General features: G+C 68.3%; 16 protein-coding genes. 4 read left to right on the top strand and 12 right to left on the bottom strand.

Annotated features, from left to right (window positions below):
- Window positions 1-61: 61 nt before the first annotated feature.
- From mtrA to AU072_RS03155, 5 genes are all read right to left on the bottom strand, one after another.
- The gene (gene mtrA, locus AU072_RS03175; protein WP_064345844.1) at window positions 62-748 is read right to left on the bottom strand and encodes a two-component system response regulator MtrA; all 687 of its coding nucleotides are present in this window, start codon (window positions 746-748) and stop codon (window positions 62-64) included.
- Between the two features lie 79 nt (window positions 749-827).
- Complete coding sequence (locus AU072_RS03170; protein ID WP_064412436.1) at window positions 828-1,460, bottom strand: dTMP kinase; 633 nt, start codon at window positions 1,458-1,460, stop codon at window positions 828-830.
- A gap of 39 nt (window positions 1,461-1,499) precedes the next feature.
- On the bottom strand, window positions 1,500-2,831 hold the full coding sequence (locus AU072_RS03165; RefSeq protein ID WP_235630302.1) for a DUF2254 domain-containing protein: 1,332 nt from the start codon (window positions 2,829-2,831) through the stop codon (window positions 1,500-1,502).
- A 270-nt stretch (window positions 2,832-3,101) separates the two neighbouring features.
- Window positions 3,102-3,704, bottom strand: coding sequence for an NAD(P)H:quinone oxidoreductase (gene wrbA, locus AU072_RS03160; RefSeq protein ID WP_064412435.1), 603 nt, complete (start codon window positions 3,702-3,704; stop codon window positions 3,102-3,104).
- Between the two features lie 74 nt (window positions 3,705-3,778).
- Window positions 3,779-4,264: a MarR family winged helix-turn-helix transcriptional regulator gene (locus tag AU072_RS03155; protein ID WP_165595651.1), complete on the bottom strand. Its 486-nt coding sequence runs from the start codon at window positions 4,262-4,264 to the stop codon at window positions 3,779-3,781.
- Between the two features lie 91 nt (window positions 4,265-4,355).
- Between AU072_RS03155 and AU072_RS03150 the strand changes: the two genes are divergently transcribed.
- From AU072_RS03150 to ftsH, 4 genes are all read left to right on the top strand, one after another.
- Complete coding sequence (locus tag AU072_RS03150) at window positions 4,356-4,820, top strand: YflT domain-containing protein (RefSeq protein ID WP_064412433.1); 465 nt, start codon at window positions 4,356-4,358, stop codon at window positions 4,818-4,820.
- A 139-nt stretch (window positions 4,821-4,959) separates the two neighbouring features.
- Window positions 4,960-5,712, top strand: coding sequence for an SPW repeat domain-containing protein (locus AU072_RS03145; protein ID WP_064412432.1), 753 nt, complete (start codon window positions 4,960-4,962; stop codon window positions 5,710-5,712).
- Between the two features lie 114 nt (window positions 5,713-5,826).
- A complete protein-coding gene (locus tag AU072_RS03140) occupies window positions 5,827-6,453 on the top strand; it encodes a trimeric intracellular cation channel family protein (RefSeq protein ID WP_064412431.1) in 627 nt (208 codons plus the stop codon).
- 61 nt (window positions 6,454-6,514) lie between these two features.
- On the top strand, window positions 6,515-8,497 hold the full coding sequence (ftsH, locus tag AU072_RS03135; protein WP_064412430.1) for an ATP-dependent zinc metalloprotease FtsH: 1,983 nt from the start codon (window positions 6,515-6,517) through the stop codon (window positions 8,495-8,497).
- Between the two features lie 19 nt (window positions 8,498-8,516).
- Here ftsH and AU072_RS03130 read toward each other — a convergent pair whose 3' ends face one another.
- From AU072_RS03130 to mbhE, 7 genes are read right to left on the bottom strand one after another with little or no spacing between them, the layout of a single operon-like run.
- Window positions 8,517-8,849: a cation:proton antiporter gene (locus tag AU072_RS03130; RefSeq protein WP_064412429.1), complete on the bottom strand. Its 333-nt coding sequence runs from the start codon at window positions 8,847-8,849 to the stop codon at window positions 8,517-8,519.
- On the bottom strand, window positions 8,846-9,115 hold the full coding sequence (locus AU072_RS03125) for a monovalent cation/H+ antiporter complex subunit F (protein WP_064412515.1): 270 nt from the start codon (window positions 9,113-9,115) through the stop codon (window positions 8,846-8,848). Before AU072_RS03125 ends, AU072_RS03130 begins: the two co-directional genes overlap by 4 nt.
- Before the next feature lie 5 nt (window positions 9,116-9,120).
- A complete protein-coding gene (locus AU072_RS03120) occupies window positions 9,121-9,609 on the bottom strand; it encodes a Na+/H+ antiporter subunit E (RefSeq protein ID WP_217266034.1) in 489 nt (162 codons plus the stop codon).
- 8 nt (window positions 9,610-9,617) lie between these two features.
- Window positions 9,618-11,015, bottom strand: coding sequence for a complex I subunit 5 family protein (locus AU072_RS03115; protein ID WP_064412427.1), 1,398 nt, complete (start codon window positions 11,013-11,015; stop codon window positions 9,618-9,620).
- A 7-nt stretch (window positions 11,016-11,022) separates the two neighbouring features.
- Window positions 11,023-11,409, bottom strand: coding sequence for a sodium:proton antiporter (locus AU072_RS03110; RefSeq protein WP_064412426.1), 387 nt, complete (start codon window positions 11,407-11,409; stop codon window positions 11,023-11,025).
- Window positions 11,406-11,882 carry an MnhB domain-containing protein gene (locus AU072_RS03105; RefSeq protein WP_201028982.1) on the bottom strand — a complete coding sequence of 159 codons (477 nt, stop codon included), beginning with the start codon at window positions 11,880-11,882 and terminating at the stop codon, window positions 11,406-11,408. Before AU072_RS03105 ends, AU072_RS03110 begins: the two co-directional genes overlap by 4 nt.
- Window positions 11,879-14,185, bottom strand: a complete 2,307-nt coding sequence (mbhE, locus tag AU072_RS03100) for a hydrogen gas-evolving membrane-bound hydrogenase subunit E (protein WP_064412425.1) — start codon at window positions 14,183-14,185, stop codon at window positions 11,879-11,881. The genes AU072_RS03105 and mbhE overlap by 4 nt, the downstream gene beginning before the upstream one ends.
- Between the last annotated feature and the right edge of the window lie 72 nt (window positions 14,186-14,257).

The raw sequence follows: 14,257 nt of genomic DNA, 5'->3' as shown, positions 1-14,257 counted from the left end.
GCGGTCAACACGGCGACCGTCAAACGGTCGGGATCACGACCACGGCCGAGAGCCGTGCATGTCACGGCGGTCCGGCCTTGTACCCCACTCCTCGAACCGTGAGCACCACCTGCGGGTTCTCGGGATCCTTCTCGACCTTGGCCCGCAACCGTTGGACATGCACGTTCACCAAACGGGTGTCCGCGGGGTGGCGATAACCCCACACCTGTTCGAGCAGCACATCACGAGTAAACACCTGCCGCGGTTTGCGCGCCAACGCCACCAACAGGTCGAACTCCAGAGGGGTCAGGGAGATCTGTTCGCCCTGACGGGTGACCTTGTGCGCGGGCACGTCGATGTCGACGTCGCCGATCGAGAGCATCTCGGCAGGCTCGTCCTCGTTGCGCCGCAGGCGGGCCCGCACCCGCGCGACGAGCTCCTTGGGTTTGAACGGTTTCATCACGTAGTCGTCGGCGCCGGACTCCAGGCCCAGTACGACGTCGACCGTGTCGGTCTTGGCGGTCAGCATGACGATCGGCACGCCGGAGTCCGCGCGGAGCACCCGGCACACGTCGATGCCGTTCATCCCGGGCAGCATCAGGTCGAGCAGGACCAGATCGGGCCGCAGCTCGCGGACCGCGGTCAGCGCTTGGGTGCCGTCACCGATGACCGCGGTGTCGAAGCCTTCGCCCCGCAGCACGATGGTGAGCATCTCGGCGAGCGACGGGTCATCGTCGACAACCAGAATCCTTTGCCTCATGGAGACCATGGTGTCACCGAATTGCGATAAACCCCGGCTACCACACGGCGCGTTTCGCGCTTTGACCGGCGAATCGTGCCGAACGGGGCTACTGAGCGCCCAGTTCGGCGGCGAGTGCGGCCGGATCGACTTCAGGTCCGGCGACCTTCCAGCGTCCGCACCACTGCGATGCGGCCAGTGCGGCGTAGACGTCGGAGGTGCGTTGCTGCAGGCCGCCGTCGCGTTCGTAGGCGTCTTTGGCTCGGTCGACCTCGGTGTTGGCGCGCCGCTCGGCGCGCTGGGCCGCCAGTTCGATCGGGACGGCCAGCAGCACCTGGGCGTCCGGCCGCGGTAGCGCCAGGCGCTCATACTCCAGCGCCCGCACCCACTCGACGACCTCGCCGTCGGCGCCCTGATGAAGGCGCGCGGCGCTGTAGGCGGCGTTCGACGCGACGTAGCGGTCCAGGATGACGACGTCGTAGGCGTCCTGCAGACGTTCGATCTCGGCTCGGGCGCGGGCACGGTCGAGCGCGAACAGCACCGCCATCGCGTACACGGAATCGGCGAGGTCGCCGTGGGATCCGTGCAGCGCCTCGGCGGCCACGTCGGCCTCCACCGACTGGCCATAGCGCGGAAAGGCCAGGCTCGTCACCGTCCTGCCGTCGGCTTCGAACGCGGTTCGCAGACCGTTGGTCAGCGTGCGCTTACCGGCTCCGTCGACCCCCTCGATGACCATCAGCACGGCTGTGAGACTAGCGATGTCCGATCGCCGGCCGCGGCATCAGACGTCGTGTTCGGCCGGATCGGTGTTCCGCGAGATCGCCTCCAGACGTTCCAGATCGGCCGGGTGAAGGCCGGGTTGCTCCGCCATGGCGTCCATCAACAGTCGGATCTGGCGATCCAGCGCGGGTATCAACTCCCCGCGGCCCTCGCTGCGGGCGTACTCGATGAGCATGCGGAGCACGCGCAGCACGGTGGCCACCACGTTGGGCTGGCCGACCGAGCTCTGGCGGATCTGGTCGAAGGCGTGCGCGACGTACTCCTCGTGCGACAGATCCCAGGGGCGAACGAGGATCCTGTCGTCGGGTCCGCACACCGACTGCGGCGGCATGTCCGCCGTCAGCAGTTTGCGCATGAGGCTGCCGAGTCGCAGCACCACGTCGGCCGCCGTGGTCGGGTCGTTGATGGCGGGGCTGAGCGCACGCAGCGCGATGTCGACCAGTTGGCGGATCCCGAAGTCGACGTCCTGCTGCATGGTGCGGATGTCGGCCACTTCGACCGTCGACATCAGCCTGCGCTCGACGCGTTCGGCGTCGGGGGGAACCGGCCACAACGTCATGAGCACTTCCCCCCGGTGGATGTAGGCGCCGGTCCGGGTTTCCAGCCGCACCACGGTCGCCGGCGGCACCGCCGCCAGAATGTATCTGCTGGCCGACTGCGTGACCCAGCCGTCGCTGCCGGCGTGAACCGTCAGATGGTGTTCGGAGTCCGGTGTCGGCGGGTGCGGGGCCGCGGTCTCCACGCGCGTCTGCCGCTCCTGCTCCTCGATGACCTCGTCGGCCTCGGCGGCGATGGTCCGCACCACCTCACCCACCTGCAAGCCATAGGCCAATCGGTTGAGGTAGGCGATGATCAGCAACACCGTCGCCACCGCCAGCACGATCGCCGCCGTCATCGAGACCCGTGGCGCATTGGACATCGGGTCCCCGCTGATGTGGCGCAACGTCAACACGCAGAACACGAAGGTGGCCACCAGCAGACCGATCACCAGCTGGCTGAGCCGGTCGCGGATGAACGACCGCATCACCCGCGGCGAGAACTGGCTGCTGGCCAGCTGCAGGCTGACCACCGTCAAAGAGAACACCACCCCCGCGGTGGTGATGGTGGCGCCGGCGACGGTGCTCAGCAGCCAGATCGCCGCGTTGCTGTTCATCTCGACCGTCAGCGGCAGTGAGGTGTCGACGCCGATGACGTCATCGATGTAGGCCGTCACCTCCGCGACCGCGATGCCGCCCAACAGGACCAGCGCGGGCAGCGCGAAGAGGCTTTCGCGAAAGTGGTAGAGCGCGGTGGAGATCCGCAGTGCCGAACGCGGAGCGGGACGACGCATCATCCCGATGCTTCCGAGTAACGTTGCGCCGCAACCGGTTCCCGGTTGTCGACGACGGTGGTTTCGTCCGGCACGGCTAGCTCCGGTACCCGATGAAGCGGTCGACCAGACGCAATGTGTTCACGTCCGGCTGTTGAGGTGAGGAACTGCTCGGGGTCACCATGATCCTCCCGGGGTCAAACGCAGTGTTTCACCGGATACCCGGCAGCGGCGGTGGGTACCACGTTTTCTCCGTCGCCTCATGGCCACCCGAGCACCGGGCGGGCGACGGCGTCAGCGGTCTGCCAGGCGGTCGGCGACGGCGATCACCCGTTGGGTCATGTGCTCGAGTGCGGCGTTGACGGCATCGTGGACGGGGGACTTGTTGTCCGGTCCGGTGATGTGGCTGACGCCGTACGGGTTTCCATCGGCGAACTTGAGCTCGTTGGTGTACCCGGGAGGAACGATGATCCCGCCGAAGTGCATCAGTGTCACGTAGAGGTTGATCAACGTGGTCTCCTGGCCACCGTGCGCGGTCTGCGACGACGTGAACCCGGCGTAGACCTTGTCGGCGAGCTTGCCCTGTGCCCACAGCCCACCCAGCGTGTCGATGAAGGTGCGGAAAGGCGCTGCGGGAGAACCGAATCGGGTCGGTGAGCCGAAAATCACCGCGTCGGCCCACACGATATCGTCCCCCGTCGCCGACGGAAGGTCCTTGGTGTCTTCGTAGTTGGCCGACCAGGCGGGGTTGTCCGCGAACGACTGGGGATCGCGGGTTTCGGCGACGGGACGGAACCGGACCTCGGCGCCGGCCTTCTCCCCGGCCTCGGCAACGGTGCGCGCCATCGCGGTGCCGTGCTCGGTCGCGGAGTAGTAGATCACTGACAGTTTCACCATGATTGGCTCCTTCCGATCGATGTGTGATTGATGAGGGTTCCTCTTTCACCGCCGTCTAATCCACGGTGCTGCGCTCATGGCGCCGACGCAGTCGCTCGCGGGATCTCGCCCGACGATGTGAGGTCTCGGGCGAACCGGACCAAAAGCGTGGCGAGGTCCCGCCGGTCGCCTTCGGGCCAGTGCGCGAATGCGCGCGCGACGACATCGGTGCCCGCGACGTCCATGCGTTGACAGGTCCGGCGCCCCTTGGCGGTCGCGGTGAGCAGTGCGGCCCGTTGGTCGGCGGGATCCGGGCGCCGGCGGATCAGATCACGCTGTTCGAGCCTGCGAACCTGCAACGACATCGTGGACTTGTCGACGCCCTGCCAGTGAGCGAGGTCGGAGATCCGCACCGGACCGCTGGAGACGATCGCGCGCAACAGATCCACGTCGATCGGCGAGAAATCCTGTCCGGCCCGTCCGAGCAGCGCGGCGCGCGCATCGGGACGGTTGGACCACCGCGCGATCTGCCTGATCGCCTCGTACACGGCCCGGTCTTCGCCCTCTTCGTATTTGGCCACCGCATTCACACCTGTCTGATAGTTGGTATCTACCAACCAAAGATACTATAGTTGGGTAGTACCAACCAACTAGATCAGATAGGAGAGTTTCATGACAGCGACGTTGAACAGAAACCCGCTGGAGTCGATGGTGCTGCGCGTGTACCCGACCTACGAAGAGGCGCAGCGCGTGGTGGATCGACTGTCGGACGAGGGCTTCCCCGTCGAACGTGTGCGCATCATCGGCCACGGCGTCGACAGCATCGAGCAGGTGACCGGCCGGATGACCAATGGCAAGGCCACGCTGACAGGCGCCGCGGCGGGGGCCGGATTCGGTCTACTGTTCGGCCTGCTTTTCAGCCTCTTCGTGCTCGTACCGGCCGGTGTGTTGCTGACGCTCCTGGGCAGCCTGTTGATCGGCGCCTTCTGGGGCGGTGTCTTCGGCTTCATCGCGCACTGGACCACCGGTGGCCGGCGTGACTACTCGAGCATCTCGGGCCTCGTGGCCAAGAGTTACACGGTGCAGGTCGACGCCCCCTACTTCGATGAGGCCGTTCGCATCGCCGACGGGGTCTGATCCGCTCGACGACCGTTTGTGCCGAACCGCCGGGGGTAGCCCTTCGGCGGCGGCACCCCCTGACCTCGAAGCGATCTACAGGAGAAAGGACACCGAATATGACCCGATATGTCCTCGAGGCCACCGGTTGGGTGGTCACGTGAGCAAACCACAGACCTTGATCAGCGCCGTGGCCCTGGCGACGGGCGTGGGTGCGGTGATCGCCTCCCTGGTGGTCACCGACACCGACGTCGGCGCCGGCCTGACATTCGGCTTCGGGGCGTTCATCGCGTTCTTCGCCCTGTTGTCGCTACTGGTGCACAACCGGGCGCCCGACTACTTCGGACTTCTGGTGGTGGGCGTGATGACGTTCCTGCTGCCGTTCCTCGGCGAGGCGTTCGTCAGCGACCGCGGCGCCGCGTGGACCGCCTGGATCGCGGGCTTCGTCGCGATGGTGCTCGGCGGCGTGGGTTGGCTGCGCTCGACACCACCGGCCGGTCTCGTCGCCCCTGGAGCGCACCCGGCAGGTCCCGGTGGGCGCCGCCGCTTCTCGGGCTGGATCGGCAGGATCGCCCTGGTCGTCGGCCTTGGGACCGCGGTACTGGCCGCGACGGTCGTGCGCTCCTCCACCGTCGGCATCATCGTCGTCATCGGCCTGAGCGGCATGGCAGCGGTGATCGGGTTGTGGTCGCTGCTGGCCGTCGACCCGACGCGCGATTATCTGACGCTTGCCGTCGTGGGATTCGCGCTCTTCCTCTCGCCGTGGGCGGTCAAGTTCTCCGGAGAGTCCGCGGGCTGGACGGCTTGGCTGTCCGGTGCATTGCTGACCGCGCTGGGTGTCGCCGGCTACCTCACCGGTGAGTCGTCCGATGCCGCCGCCCCTGCAAGCCGCAACATCACGGAGGCCCGTTGACCGACGCCTCTGCCGCCGACCCGGCCGGGGACCGCGTCATCAGCGGCCTGCCCGGCCGGCACCGCGTGATCAGCGTCCTGCGATACCGGCGCGGGCTCGGGTATACACCAAGCAATGTCGACCGAAACGCCTCTGCTGCTGGTGCTCGACCTCATCGGCACGTTCGCGTTCGCCCTCAACGGTGCGCTGGTCGCGCTGCGCGCAACGCGTCTGGACATCTTCGGCGTCGTGACGGTCGGCATGCTCACCGGTCTGGGCGGTGGCGTCATCCGCGACATCCTTCTGAATTCGCTTCCGCCGGCGACCTTCGTCGACTGGCGCTACCTGGCCGTGGCAGCGGGCGGCGGCGCGATCGCGTTCGCGCTCAGCCCCGCCCTCGAGCGGTTCACCATGCCCATCACCGTCGCCGATGCCGTGGGGTTGAGCGTGTTCGCGGTGCTCGCCGCGTACAAGGCGCTGAACCTGGAGTTCGGAGTGCTGCAGGCGGTCATCGTCGGCACCATCACCGCCGTGGGCGGCGGGACCATCCGCGATATGGCCATCGGGCAGGTACCCACGGTGTTCCGCAGCGAGCTCTACGCGATTCCGGCGATGATCGGCGCAGCCGCTGCTGCGCTCCTCTACGGCCTGGGCGTCCAGAACATCGCGGCGACCCTGGGCGCCGCGGCCGTGTGCTTCGTGATCCGCATGCTCGGGGTGCGGTTCGATCTCAACGCCCCCCGGCCCCCTTGGCAACGTTGAGGCCGCCGCGAAGGAGCCCGGCCCCTTATCGACGGCGGGCGATCCGGCTAGCTTGGATACGGTGACAGAGTCAGGGCGCGCGAACGGAACGCGCAGACGCGAATCGTCCGCGGCATCGAAGCCGTTGAAGAACGAGGACCCCAAACCGTGGCGCACGGAGGGGCTGCCCAACCAGAACGAGCACGACGGCGCGAACCGTCCGCGGCCGCGCTGGTGGATCGTGCTGATGTACCTGGGTCTCGGTTATCTGGCGGTATTCGGGATGCTGTCATTCCAGGACTCGCTGGGCGGTCCGGTCACGGTGCCGTACACGGAGTTCACCACACAAGTGGAGCAGCGCAACGTCGCCGAGGTCTTCTCCCAGGGCGAGTCCATCCAGGGCACCCTGCGTGAGGCGAAACCCATTCCGGGCCAGGATGACTCGACGAAGACCTACGAGCAGTTCACCACCGAACGTCCGACGTACGCCCAGGACGACTTGCTCACCCAGCTGGAGCAGGGCGGCGCCACGGTTTCGGCGGAACCACTGAGCACCGACCGCGGGATCTTCTGGAATCTGCTGCTGTCCTTCGCCCCGATCCTGCTGCTGTTCGGGTTCTGGTTCTGGCTGTTCAGACGCGCCCAGAAGATGGGGGCCGGCGGCGGCGGATTGTTCGGCGTGAACTCGCGCAAGCGTGAGCCCGTCGACCCGGAAACGGTCCGGGCCACCTTCGATGACGTCGCAGGCATCGACGAGGTCAAGGCCGAGATCAACGAGATCGTCGACTATCTGCGCCATCCGGAGAAGTACCGCAAGCTCGGCGCCAAGGTGCCCAAAGGGGTGCTGTTGACCGGCCCACCGGGCACCGGTAAGACGCTGCTTGCGCGGGCGACTGCCGGCGAGGCGAACGTCCCGTTCTTCTCCGCCAGTGGCGCCGAGTTCATCGAGATGATCGTCGGTGTCGGCGCCTCCCGGGTGCGGGAACTGTTCGAGGAGGCCCGCAAGGTCGCCCCGTCGATCATCTTCATCGACGAGATCGACACCATCGGCCGGTCGCGCGGCGGCGGCGCCACCGTGGGTGGGCACGACGAACGCGAGCAGACGCTCAACCAGATCCTCACTGAGATGGACGGTTTCAGCGGATCCGAGGGAGTGGTGGTGCTCGCCGCGACGAACCGCCCCGATGTCCTGGATCCGGCGCTGCTGCGGCCGGGGCGGTTCGACCGCACGGTCACCGTCAACCCGCCCGACCGCAAGGGCCGCGTCGCCATTCTGCGGGTGCACACCCGCTCGGTGCCGCTCGCCGACGACGTCGACCTGGACAAGGTGGCCGCCGCGACACCCGGCATGACCGGCGCGGACCTGGCCAACCTCGTCAACGAGGCGGCGTTGGCGGCCGCCCGCGACGGGCTGACCCACGTGACGGACCGCTACCTGTCCGACGCCCTGGAGAAGGTGCAACTCGGGACCGCCCGCAACGTGGTGGTCTCCGAGGAGGAACGTCGTCGAACGGCCTATCACGAGGCCGGACACGCGTTGCTCGGCATGCTCCAACCGGGTGCCGACCCGGTGCGCAAGGTGTCGATCATTCCGCGTGGTCACGCGCTGGGCGTCACCTGGTCCACCCCCGAGGAGGACCGCTACGGATACACCGCCGACTATCTGCGCGGGCGCATCATCGGCGCCCTGGGCGGGATGGCCGCAGAAGAGGAGATCTTCGGGGTGGTGACCACGGGTTCTGAAAGCGACCTCGAGACGGCCACCACGGTCGCCCGCAGCATGGTCGGAAGATGGGGCATGTCCGAGCGGATCGGCCCGGTGTCGGTGCTGCCCAGGGAAGGCGACCCGCGGATGGGTGGCGTCTCGGACTCGATGCTCGGCGCCGTCGACCAGGAAATCCGTCGACTCATCGACGAGTGCTACGTCGAGGCCCGGCGGTTATTGCGCGACAATCGGCGACGGCTCGAGGGCATCGTCGCGGAGTTGCTTGCCCACGAGACCCTCGACGAGAGCCAGGTGTACGAAGCCGCCGGCATCTCCAGGGCGGCCACCGCAACCGTATGACCACTCACCCCGCGGGCGATCAGACGTCGCGCTCGCCGTCCGGTTCGTCGCGTGGCTTGCGCGCGGGTTGGCTGCGACGGTCGGCGGAGCGGGCGATGGCGTGACCGGAGGTCGGCGAGGACGCCACCATGAACGCGATGGCCAGGGCCGCGAAAGCGATGATCGCGGGGTTCTCGGTGGCGATCGAGGACGCCAGCACCGCGATCACTCCGGGACCGGTGGCCAGGCCCTGAGCGTGCAACTGGCTCAAGGTGTCCGGTATCCGCAGCAGTCCGTAGACACTGATCGTCATCAGCACCAGTCCCGCCAGCAGCAGCGCTGCGCCGACGATGTCGAGCACCAGTGAGATCACTCGAACGGCCCTCCCGATCCGAGGTAGCGCGCGGTCGCGACGGTCGCGACGAATGCGAGCAACGCGAGCGCCACCGCCGCGTTCAGGTAGTAGGGCACGTCGCGCAGATAGCTGACCAACGCCAGCAGCGCCACCAGGAGCACCGCCAGCAGGTCCAGTGCGATGACGCGCTGGAGCACATCGCGTGCTCGCAGCAGTAACAGTCCTCCCGCCACGGTCAGCAGGGTGGTCCAGATCAGGGCGACGACGAGCAGCGCGGTGGGCATGGCGATCACGGAAAGACGCGGCGCTGCGCGCGCTCGTAGGAAACGGTCTGCTCGCGACGGATGGCGTCGGGGTCGCGGGCGTCCAGGACGTGCAACACCAGCGTGCCCTTCTCGTCGTCGACGTCGACGACGACGGTGTCCGGCGACAGCCCGACGCGTATCGCCCAGGCCGTCGCCGACGCCGGTGAGCCGGGACGGATCGCCATCGTCACCTGACCGGGCGCCATCGGCCGCAGGCCCAGACAGTGCCGCGACACCGTCCAGCTCGCGCGGCACATGTCGAGCACCGTGACGCCGATCAGCGCGGGTATTCCGGCCATCCGGCGCCACGGCGTCGTGCCGGCCGGCCGGTCCGGCTGCCAGCCCTGCTTGCGCATGGCGCTGCCCGCCAGCACCACCAGGGTCGCGAGCAGCGCCCCGATGAGAATGTCGGCGGGCTCGTCGCTGCTGAGCACGATCAGGTAGACGGCGGTCAGCAAGACGATCCGGACCATCGCGGCAATCATGTGGACCTCCCGGTGAGGACTTCGGCGGCGGTGTTGCTGAGGATCAGTAACGGCTCGGGCCACAAGCCTGCGACCACAATGAGAAGAGCGAAGGCGGCCACCAGCGTGCGGGCCGAAACAGGGCTCACCGCAACGGGTTCGGCGGGCGTGAGATCGGTGCGCCAGAACCGCCGCTGGTAGCTGGGGAACATGTAGACCAACGACAGCACGCTGCCGATGAGGAGCAGTACGACCAGGGCCGCGCTGTCGGCGGCGATCGCGGTGCGGAACAACTCGAGCTTGCCGACGAAACCGAGCGCCGGTGGCACGCCGGCGACACTGAACGCTCCGATCGCGAACGCGGCGGCCACCATCGGCCCCCGCAGTCCGTCGGCCAGAAACAGCAGTCCCTTGTTCAGCGCGTTGACCACGCTGTAGAGGACGGCCGCGGCGAGCCCGATCGGACCGCCCACGCCGAGCGCGACGAGGACGTAGCCGACCTGTCCGATCGCCGAGTAGGCCAGCGTCTCGCCGATGTCACCGCGCGACACCGACACCACGCCGCCGTAGAGGATCGACGCGACACCGAGCACCACGAGCGCGGTCGCCGCGAATCGCACTTCCTCGCTGAAGATTCCGGCGCCGAAGCGCAGCAGACCGTAGCCGCCGATGTTGGCGACCGCGCCGCTGAGGATGGCGGCCACGGCGGGCCGGGTTCCCGCGTACACCGTCGGCAGCCAGAAATGGAACGGGAAGAGCCCGAGTTTGACGCTGAACGCGACGAAGTAGCCGACCGCGACCAGCAGTGTCGCGTTGGCGCCGGCGCCGTGGATGCGCTCGGCGACGTCGGCCATCGCCAACGCGCCGGTGATGCGGTAGGTGCCCGCGACCGCGATCAGGAACAGGAACGACCCCAGCAGGTTCACCGAGGCGAAGATCAGCGCCGCGCGCAGCTGGCGGGCGCCGCCGCCGTAGGTGGCCAGCGCGTAGGACGCCATCATCGAGATCTCGAAGAAGACATAGAAGTTGAACACGTCGCCGGTGAAGAACAGTCCCGTCAGGCCCGCCGCCAGCAGCACCACCAAGCCGGGAAACGTGCGGTTCTGCACGCCGACGATGGCTTCGTTGCAGGCCGCGACGAGCAGCACGACGACCGAGATCAGCGCGAACGTGGCCCCGAGCGCGTCGGCGTTCAGCACGATGCCCACTCCGGCCGGCCAGCCACCGGTCGTCAGCTGCCGTGCGCCGTCGGTCACCACCTGCACGGTGAGGACCGCAAGGACGGCCAATGTCGCCGCCAGTGCGGCCACCGCCGACCAGGCGACCCAGCGGCGCCGACCGTCCAACGCGACGAGGACCGCGCCCGTCGCCCACGGGATGAGCAAGGCCAGCGACAGCGACAGCGAGACCGGCATCAGCGCATCACGTCATCTCACTGCTGTCGCGTCGGCGGTCGCGCTCGAGCACCTCGTCGTGCGCGATCTCCTGGGCGGCCAGTTCGTCGTGATGCGCTGTGCGTGAGGCGATGACCGCGCGGTGCACCAGGGCGAGCAGCAACGCCAGGGTCGCCAACCCGATGACCAGCGCGGTCAGCACCAGCGCCTGGGGCACCGGATCGCTGACCGGTGCGCCGGGCGGGGGGTCGATCGGAGCCCGCCCGCGTGACAGCCCGGCGCCGATCAGCGTCACCACGGCGGACTGCGAGACGAGCGCGACGCCGACGACGATGCGGATCAGGTCGCGTTGTAGGAGAAGGTAAGCGCCGCAACCGAAAAGCATGGCCGCGGCGACGGCGAATGCCAGGGTCACGACTCCTTCTCCCTTCCGTCGTCGGCGGTATCGGCGGCGTGGGCATCGGGTTCGGCCATCTGATGCAGCAATACCGTCATCACGCCGACGACGAGAAGGAATATGCCGAGGTCGAAGATCAGCGGAGTGAACAATTCCAACGATCCGAAGGTGGTGACGCGTTCACCGGGACCGGGTTCATGGCTGAACAACGGCGCGTTGAACAGCATCGGGAAGAACCCGACGGCCAGCGACAACAGCAGCCCGCCGACCGCACAGTGCGGTGAGTACCGGAGCGGGGGCAACAGGCGCTCGGCGTCGGTGGCCCCGAAAGCCACGTAGCACAAGGCGATTGCGAGCGCGACCACCATGCCGGCGGCGAAGCCGTCGCCGACGTCGGTGTAACCCTTGACGATCAGCGCGGCCGCCACCATGATGCTGGGCCCGAGCAGAAGCCGCGCCACCACCCGCAAGACCACGCTCGTCCGCTTCACCAGAGTCTGCCTCTCCGCAGCAGAGTCGCCACCCCGACGACGGCGACCAGCAGCACGGTGATCTCCCCGAGTGTGTCCAGGCCGCGGAAATCGGTGATGATCACGGTGACGACGTCCTCGCCGTGTGCGCTCGGCGTGCGCCGGATGTACTCCTCGGCCACCCCGGACATTTGCGTCGGCGCGGACAGGAATCCCCAGATGCTGACGAACGCAGCGATTCCCGCGACCCCACCGGCAATCACGTTGCGCCACTGGCGAATCCGATCCGCACGCTTCGGCGGCGCCGGATCGATTGGGCCGCTGGACGGGACCCGTTTGGGCAGCCGGTTGAACGCGGCGATGAAGACCAGCGTGATCATCGTCTCGACCAGGACCGCCACCAGCGCGATGTCGGGCGCCGCGACCAGGGCGTAGACGGCGGCCAGCGCGAAGCCGACCACCGACAGCGCCAGCACCATCCCGACCCGCGTGCCGATCCGGGCGGTCGCCAGGGTGGCGATGGCGACCAGCCCCAGCAGCGGCAGGATCAACCAGTCGCTTCCGCGCACCGCGCCCACCGCGTACTCGCCGGCCGTCGGCGTCACCGCGAACGCCAGCGCGGTCAGCACGCCCGCGGGCACGAGCACGGCTGCGACGCTGCTGCGCAGATCGCGAACCTCCATGTCGTGGATGGCAGCAGAGATACGCCCCAGCGCGCGAAGGCTTCTGGTGTAGATGCGCAGTGACCCCGCGCGCTCACCCGCCCGGGCCAGAGCCCGCGCCAGGCGGTCGCGCACCCGGGGCGTGGCGATCAGCACCGCCGCCAGCGCCCATACGCTCAGCGCCATCAGGTTCGCCGGACGCGCGTCGAGATGGTAGGCCGGCGACAGGTGCACCGGGGCGGCGTTGGTGACCGAGCCGGCGTCCGCGGCCAGTCCGCTGGCCAGCTGCGGCGCCAGCCCTCCGGCCACGCTGACCGCCGCAAGGACGACGACGGGTGCGGTGAGGGCGACAGACACCGCCCGCGGCCGCGCCCGCGTCGGGCCCAGGAACAGCATCATCCAGAAGCGGCCGATGTAGGTCAGCGTCAGTACCGCGGCAAGGACGGCGAGCGCGGTCGGCACCGCTCCGGCCGCACCGGCGGCGTCGAAGAACAGTTCGTCCTTGAAGAACCCGGCCGTCAGGGGCAGCCCCGCCAGGCTGGCGGCCGCGATACCGGCCGCGGCGGCGAGCACGGGTTGGCGCCGGCCCAGCCCGCCGAGCCGGGACAGTCGGTCCTCCCCCGTCGCCATCGTCACCGCGCCCGCGGTCATGAACAGGGCGCTCTTGGCCACACCGTGCGCCAGTACGTAGAACGCGGCCGCGCCCGCCGCGGCCCCGCCGCCGATGCCGTAGAGCATCACGACGTAGCCGTACTGCGAGATCGTCGAGTAGGCCAGCACCTGCTTGAGAACATCCTGGCCCAGCGCGAGCACCCCTCCGACGACGATGGATGCCACGCCGACGACGAGCAGGCCGGTGAGCACGGCGTCGCTGCGCGCCAGCAGCGGATGCACCCGGCCGAGCACGAGCACGCCCGCCGCCACCATCGCCGCCGAATGCAGATACGCCGAGACCGGCGTCGGCGCCGCCATCGCCTTGGGCAACCAGAAGTGCAGCGGCACCTGCGCGCTCTTGGCCAGCGCCGCCACCGCGAGCAGCGCCGCGGCGACGGTGGTCGTCGTCCCGGGCTCGACCCGCTCGAGCAACACCGGAATCGAGAAGGTCCCGTGAGTCGCGTACAACAGCACCGCGGCGATCAGCATCGCCACGGCGCTGGCGACCGTGATCACCAGCGCCATCAGCGCCGCGCGACGCGCCTTCTGTTCGCTCCGGTCGAACCCGATCAGAAAGTACGAGCAGATCGCGGTGATGTCGAAGAAGACGAACAGCAGCACGAGATCCTGCGCGGTGGCCAACCCGACCATCGACACCGCGAACAGCACCATCCACGGCCAGAACCGCCACCGCTCCCGCGCGGGGCGGCCTTCGTGCGCCAGGTGCAGTGACAGGTACCCGGTGCCGTACCAGAACACGAGCGCTCCGATGCCGCACGCCAGCATCGAATACAGGGCGGCCAGACCGTCGAACGAGAAGCTCAGGTGCAGGTCCAGCGACGGCACCCATGGCACCGTGAACTCGCCGCCACCGTTGAGCCACATCCACAGACACAGCACGAACCCGATCAGTGCGAGCGCGGCCGAAGCCCAACCCTGCCAGTCGGCGGGCAACTTCGACGGGCTCGTCGCGGCGCCGGTTACCCCGCTGCTCGAGGCTTTGGCCACGAGGTGCTCCTCGCAGACAGACGGATGAATCTGGCGACACACCGCTTGCACCGCCTGATCCCCAATACCCGC

The sequence above is a fragment of the Mycolicibacterium novocastrense genome, from assembly GCF_001499835.1.
In the GTDB taxonomy this organism is placed as follows: domain Bacteria; phylum Actinomycetota; class Actinomycetes; order Mycobacteriales; family Mycobacteriaceae; genus Mycobacterium; species Mycobacterium novocastrense.
This window is presented reverse-complemented; position numbering and strand designations above follow the sequence as displayed.

Coding starts and splice junctions, on each gene's coding strand:
- AU072_RS03125 (WP_064412515.1), bottom strand. CDS start 9,115: ATGCCCACCGCGCTGCTCGTCGTCGCCCTGATCTGGACCACCCTGCTG.
- AU072_RS03140 (WP_064412431.1), top strand. CDS start 5,827: ATGTCGACCGAAACGCCTCTGCTGCTGGTGCTCGACCTCATCGGCACG.
- AU072_RS03150 (WP_064412433.1), top strand. CDS start 4,356: ATGACAGCGACGTTGAACAGAAACCCGCTGGAGTCGATGGTGCTGCGC.
- mtrA (WP_064345844.1), bottom strand. CDS start 748: ATGGTCTCCATGAGGCAAAGGATTCTGGTTGTCGACGATGACCCGTCG.
- AU072_RS03165 (WP_235630302.1), bottom strand. CDS start 2,831: ATGATGCGTCGTCCCGCTCCGCGTTCGGCACTGCGGATCTCCACCGCG.
- wrbA (WP_064412435.1), bottom strand. CDS start 3,704: ATGGTGAAACTGTCAGTGATCTACTACTCCGCGACCGAGCACGGCACC.
- AU072_RS03120 (WP_217266034.1), bottom strand. CDS start 9,609: ATGGTCCGGATCGTCTTGCTGACCGCCGTCTACCTGATCGTGCTCAGC.
- AU072_RS03115 (WP_064412427.1), bottom strand. CDS start 11,015: ATGCCGGTCTCGCTGTCGCTGTCGCTGGCCTTGCTCATCCCGTGGGCG.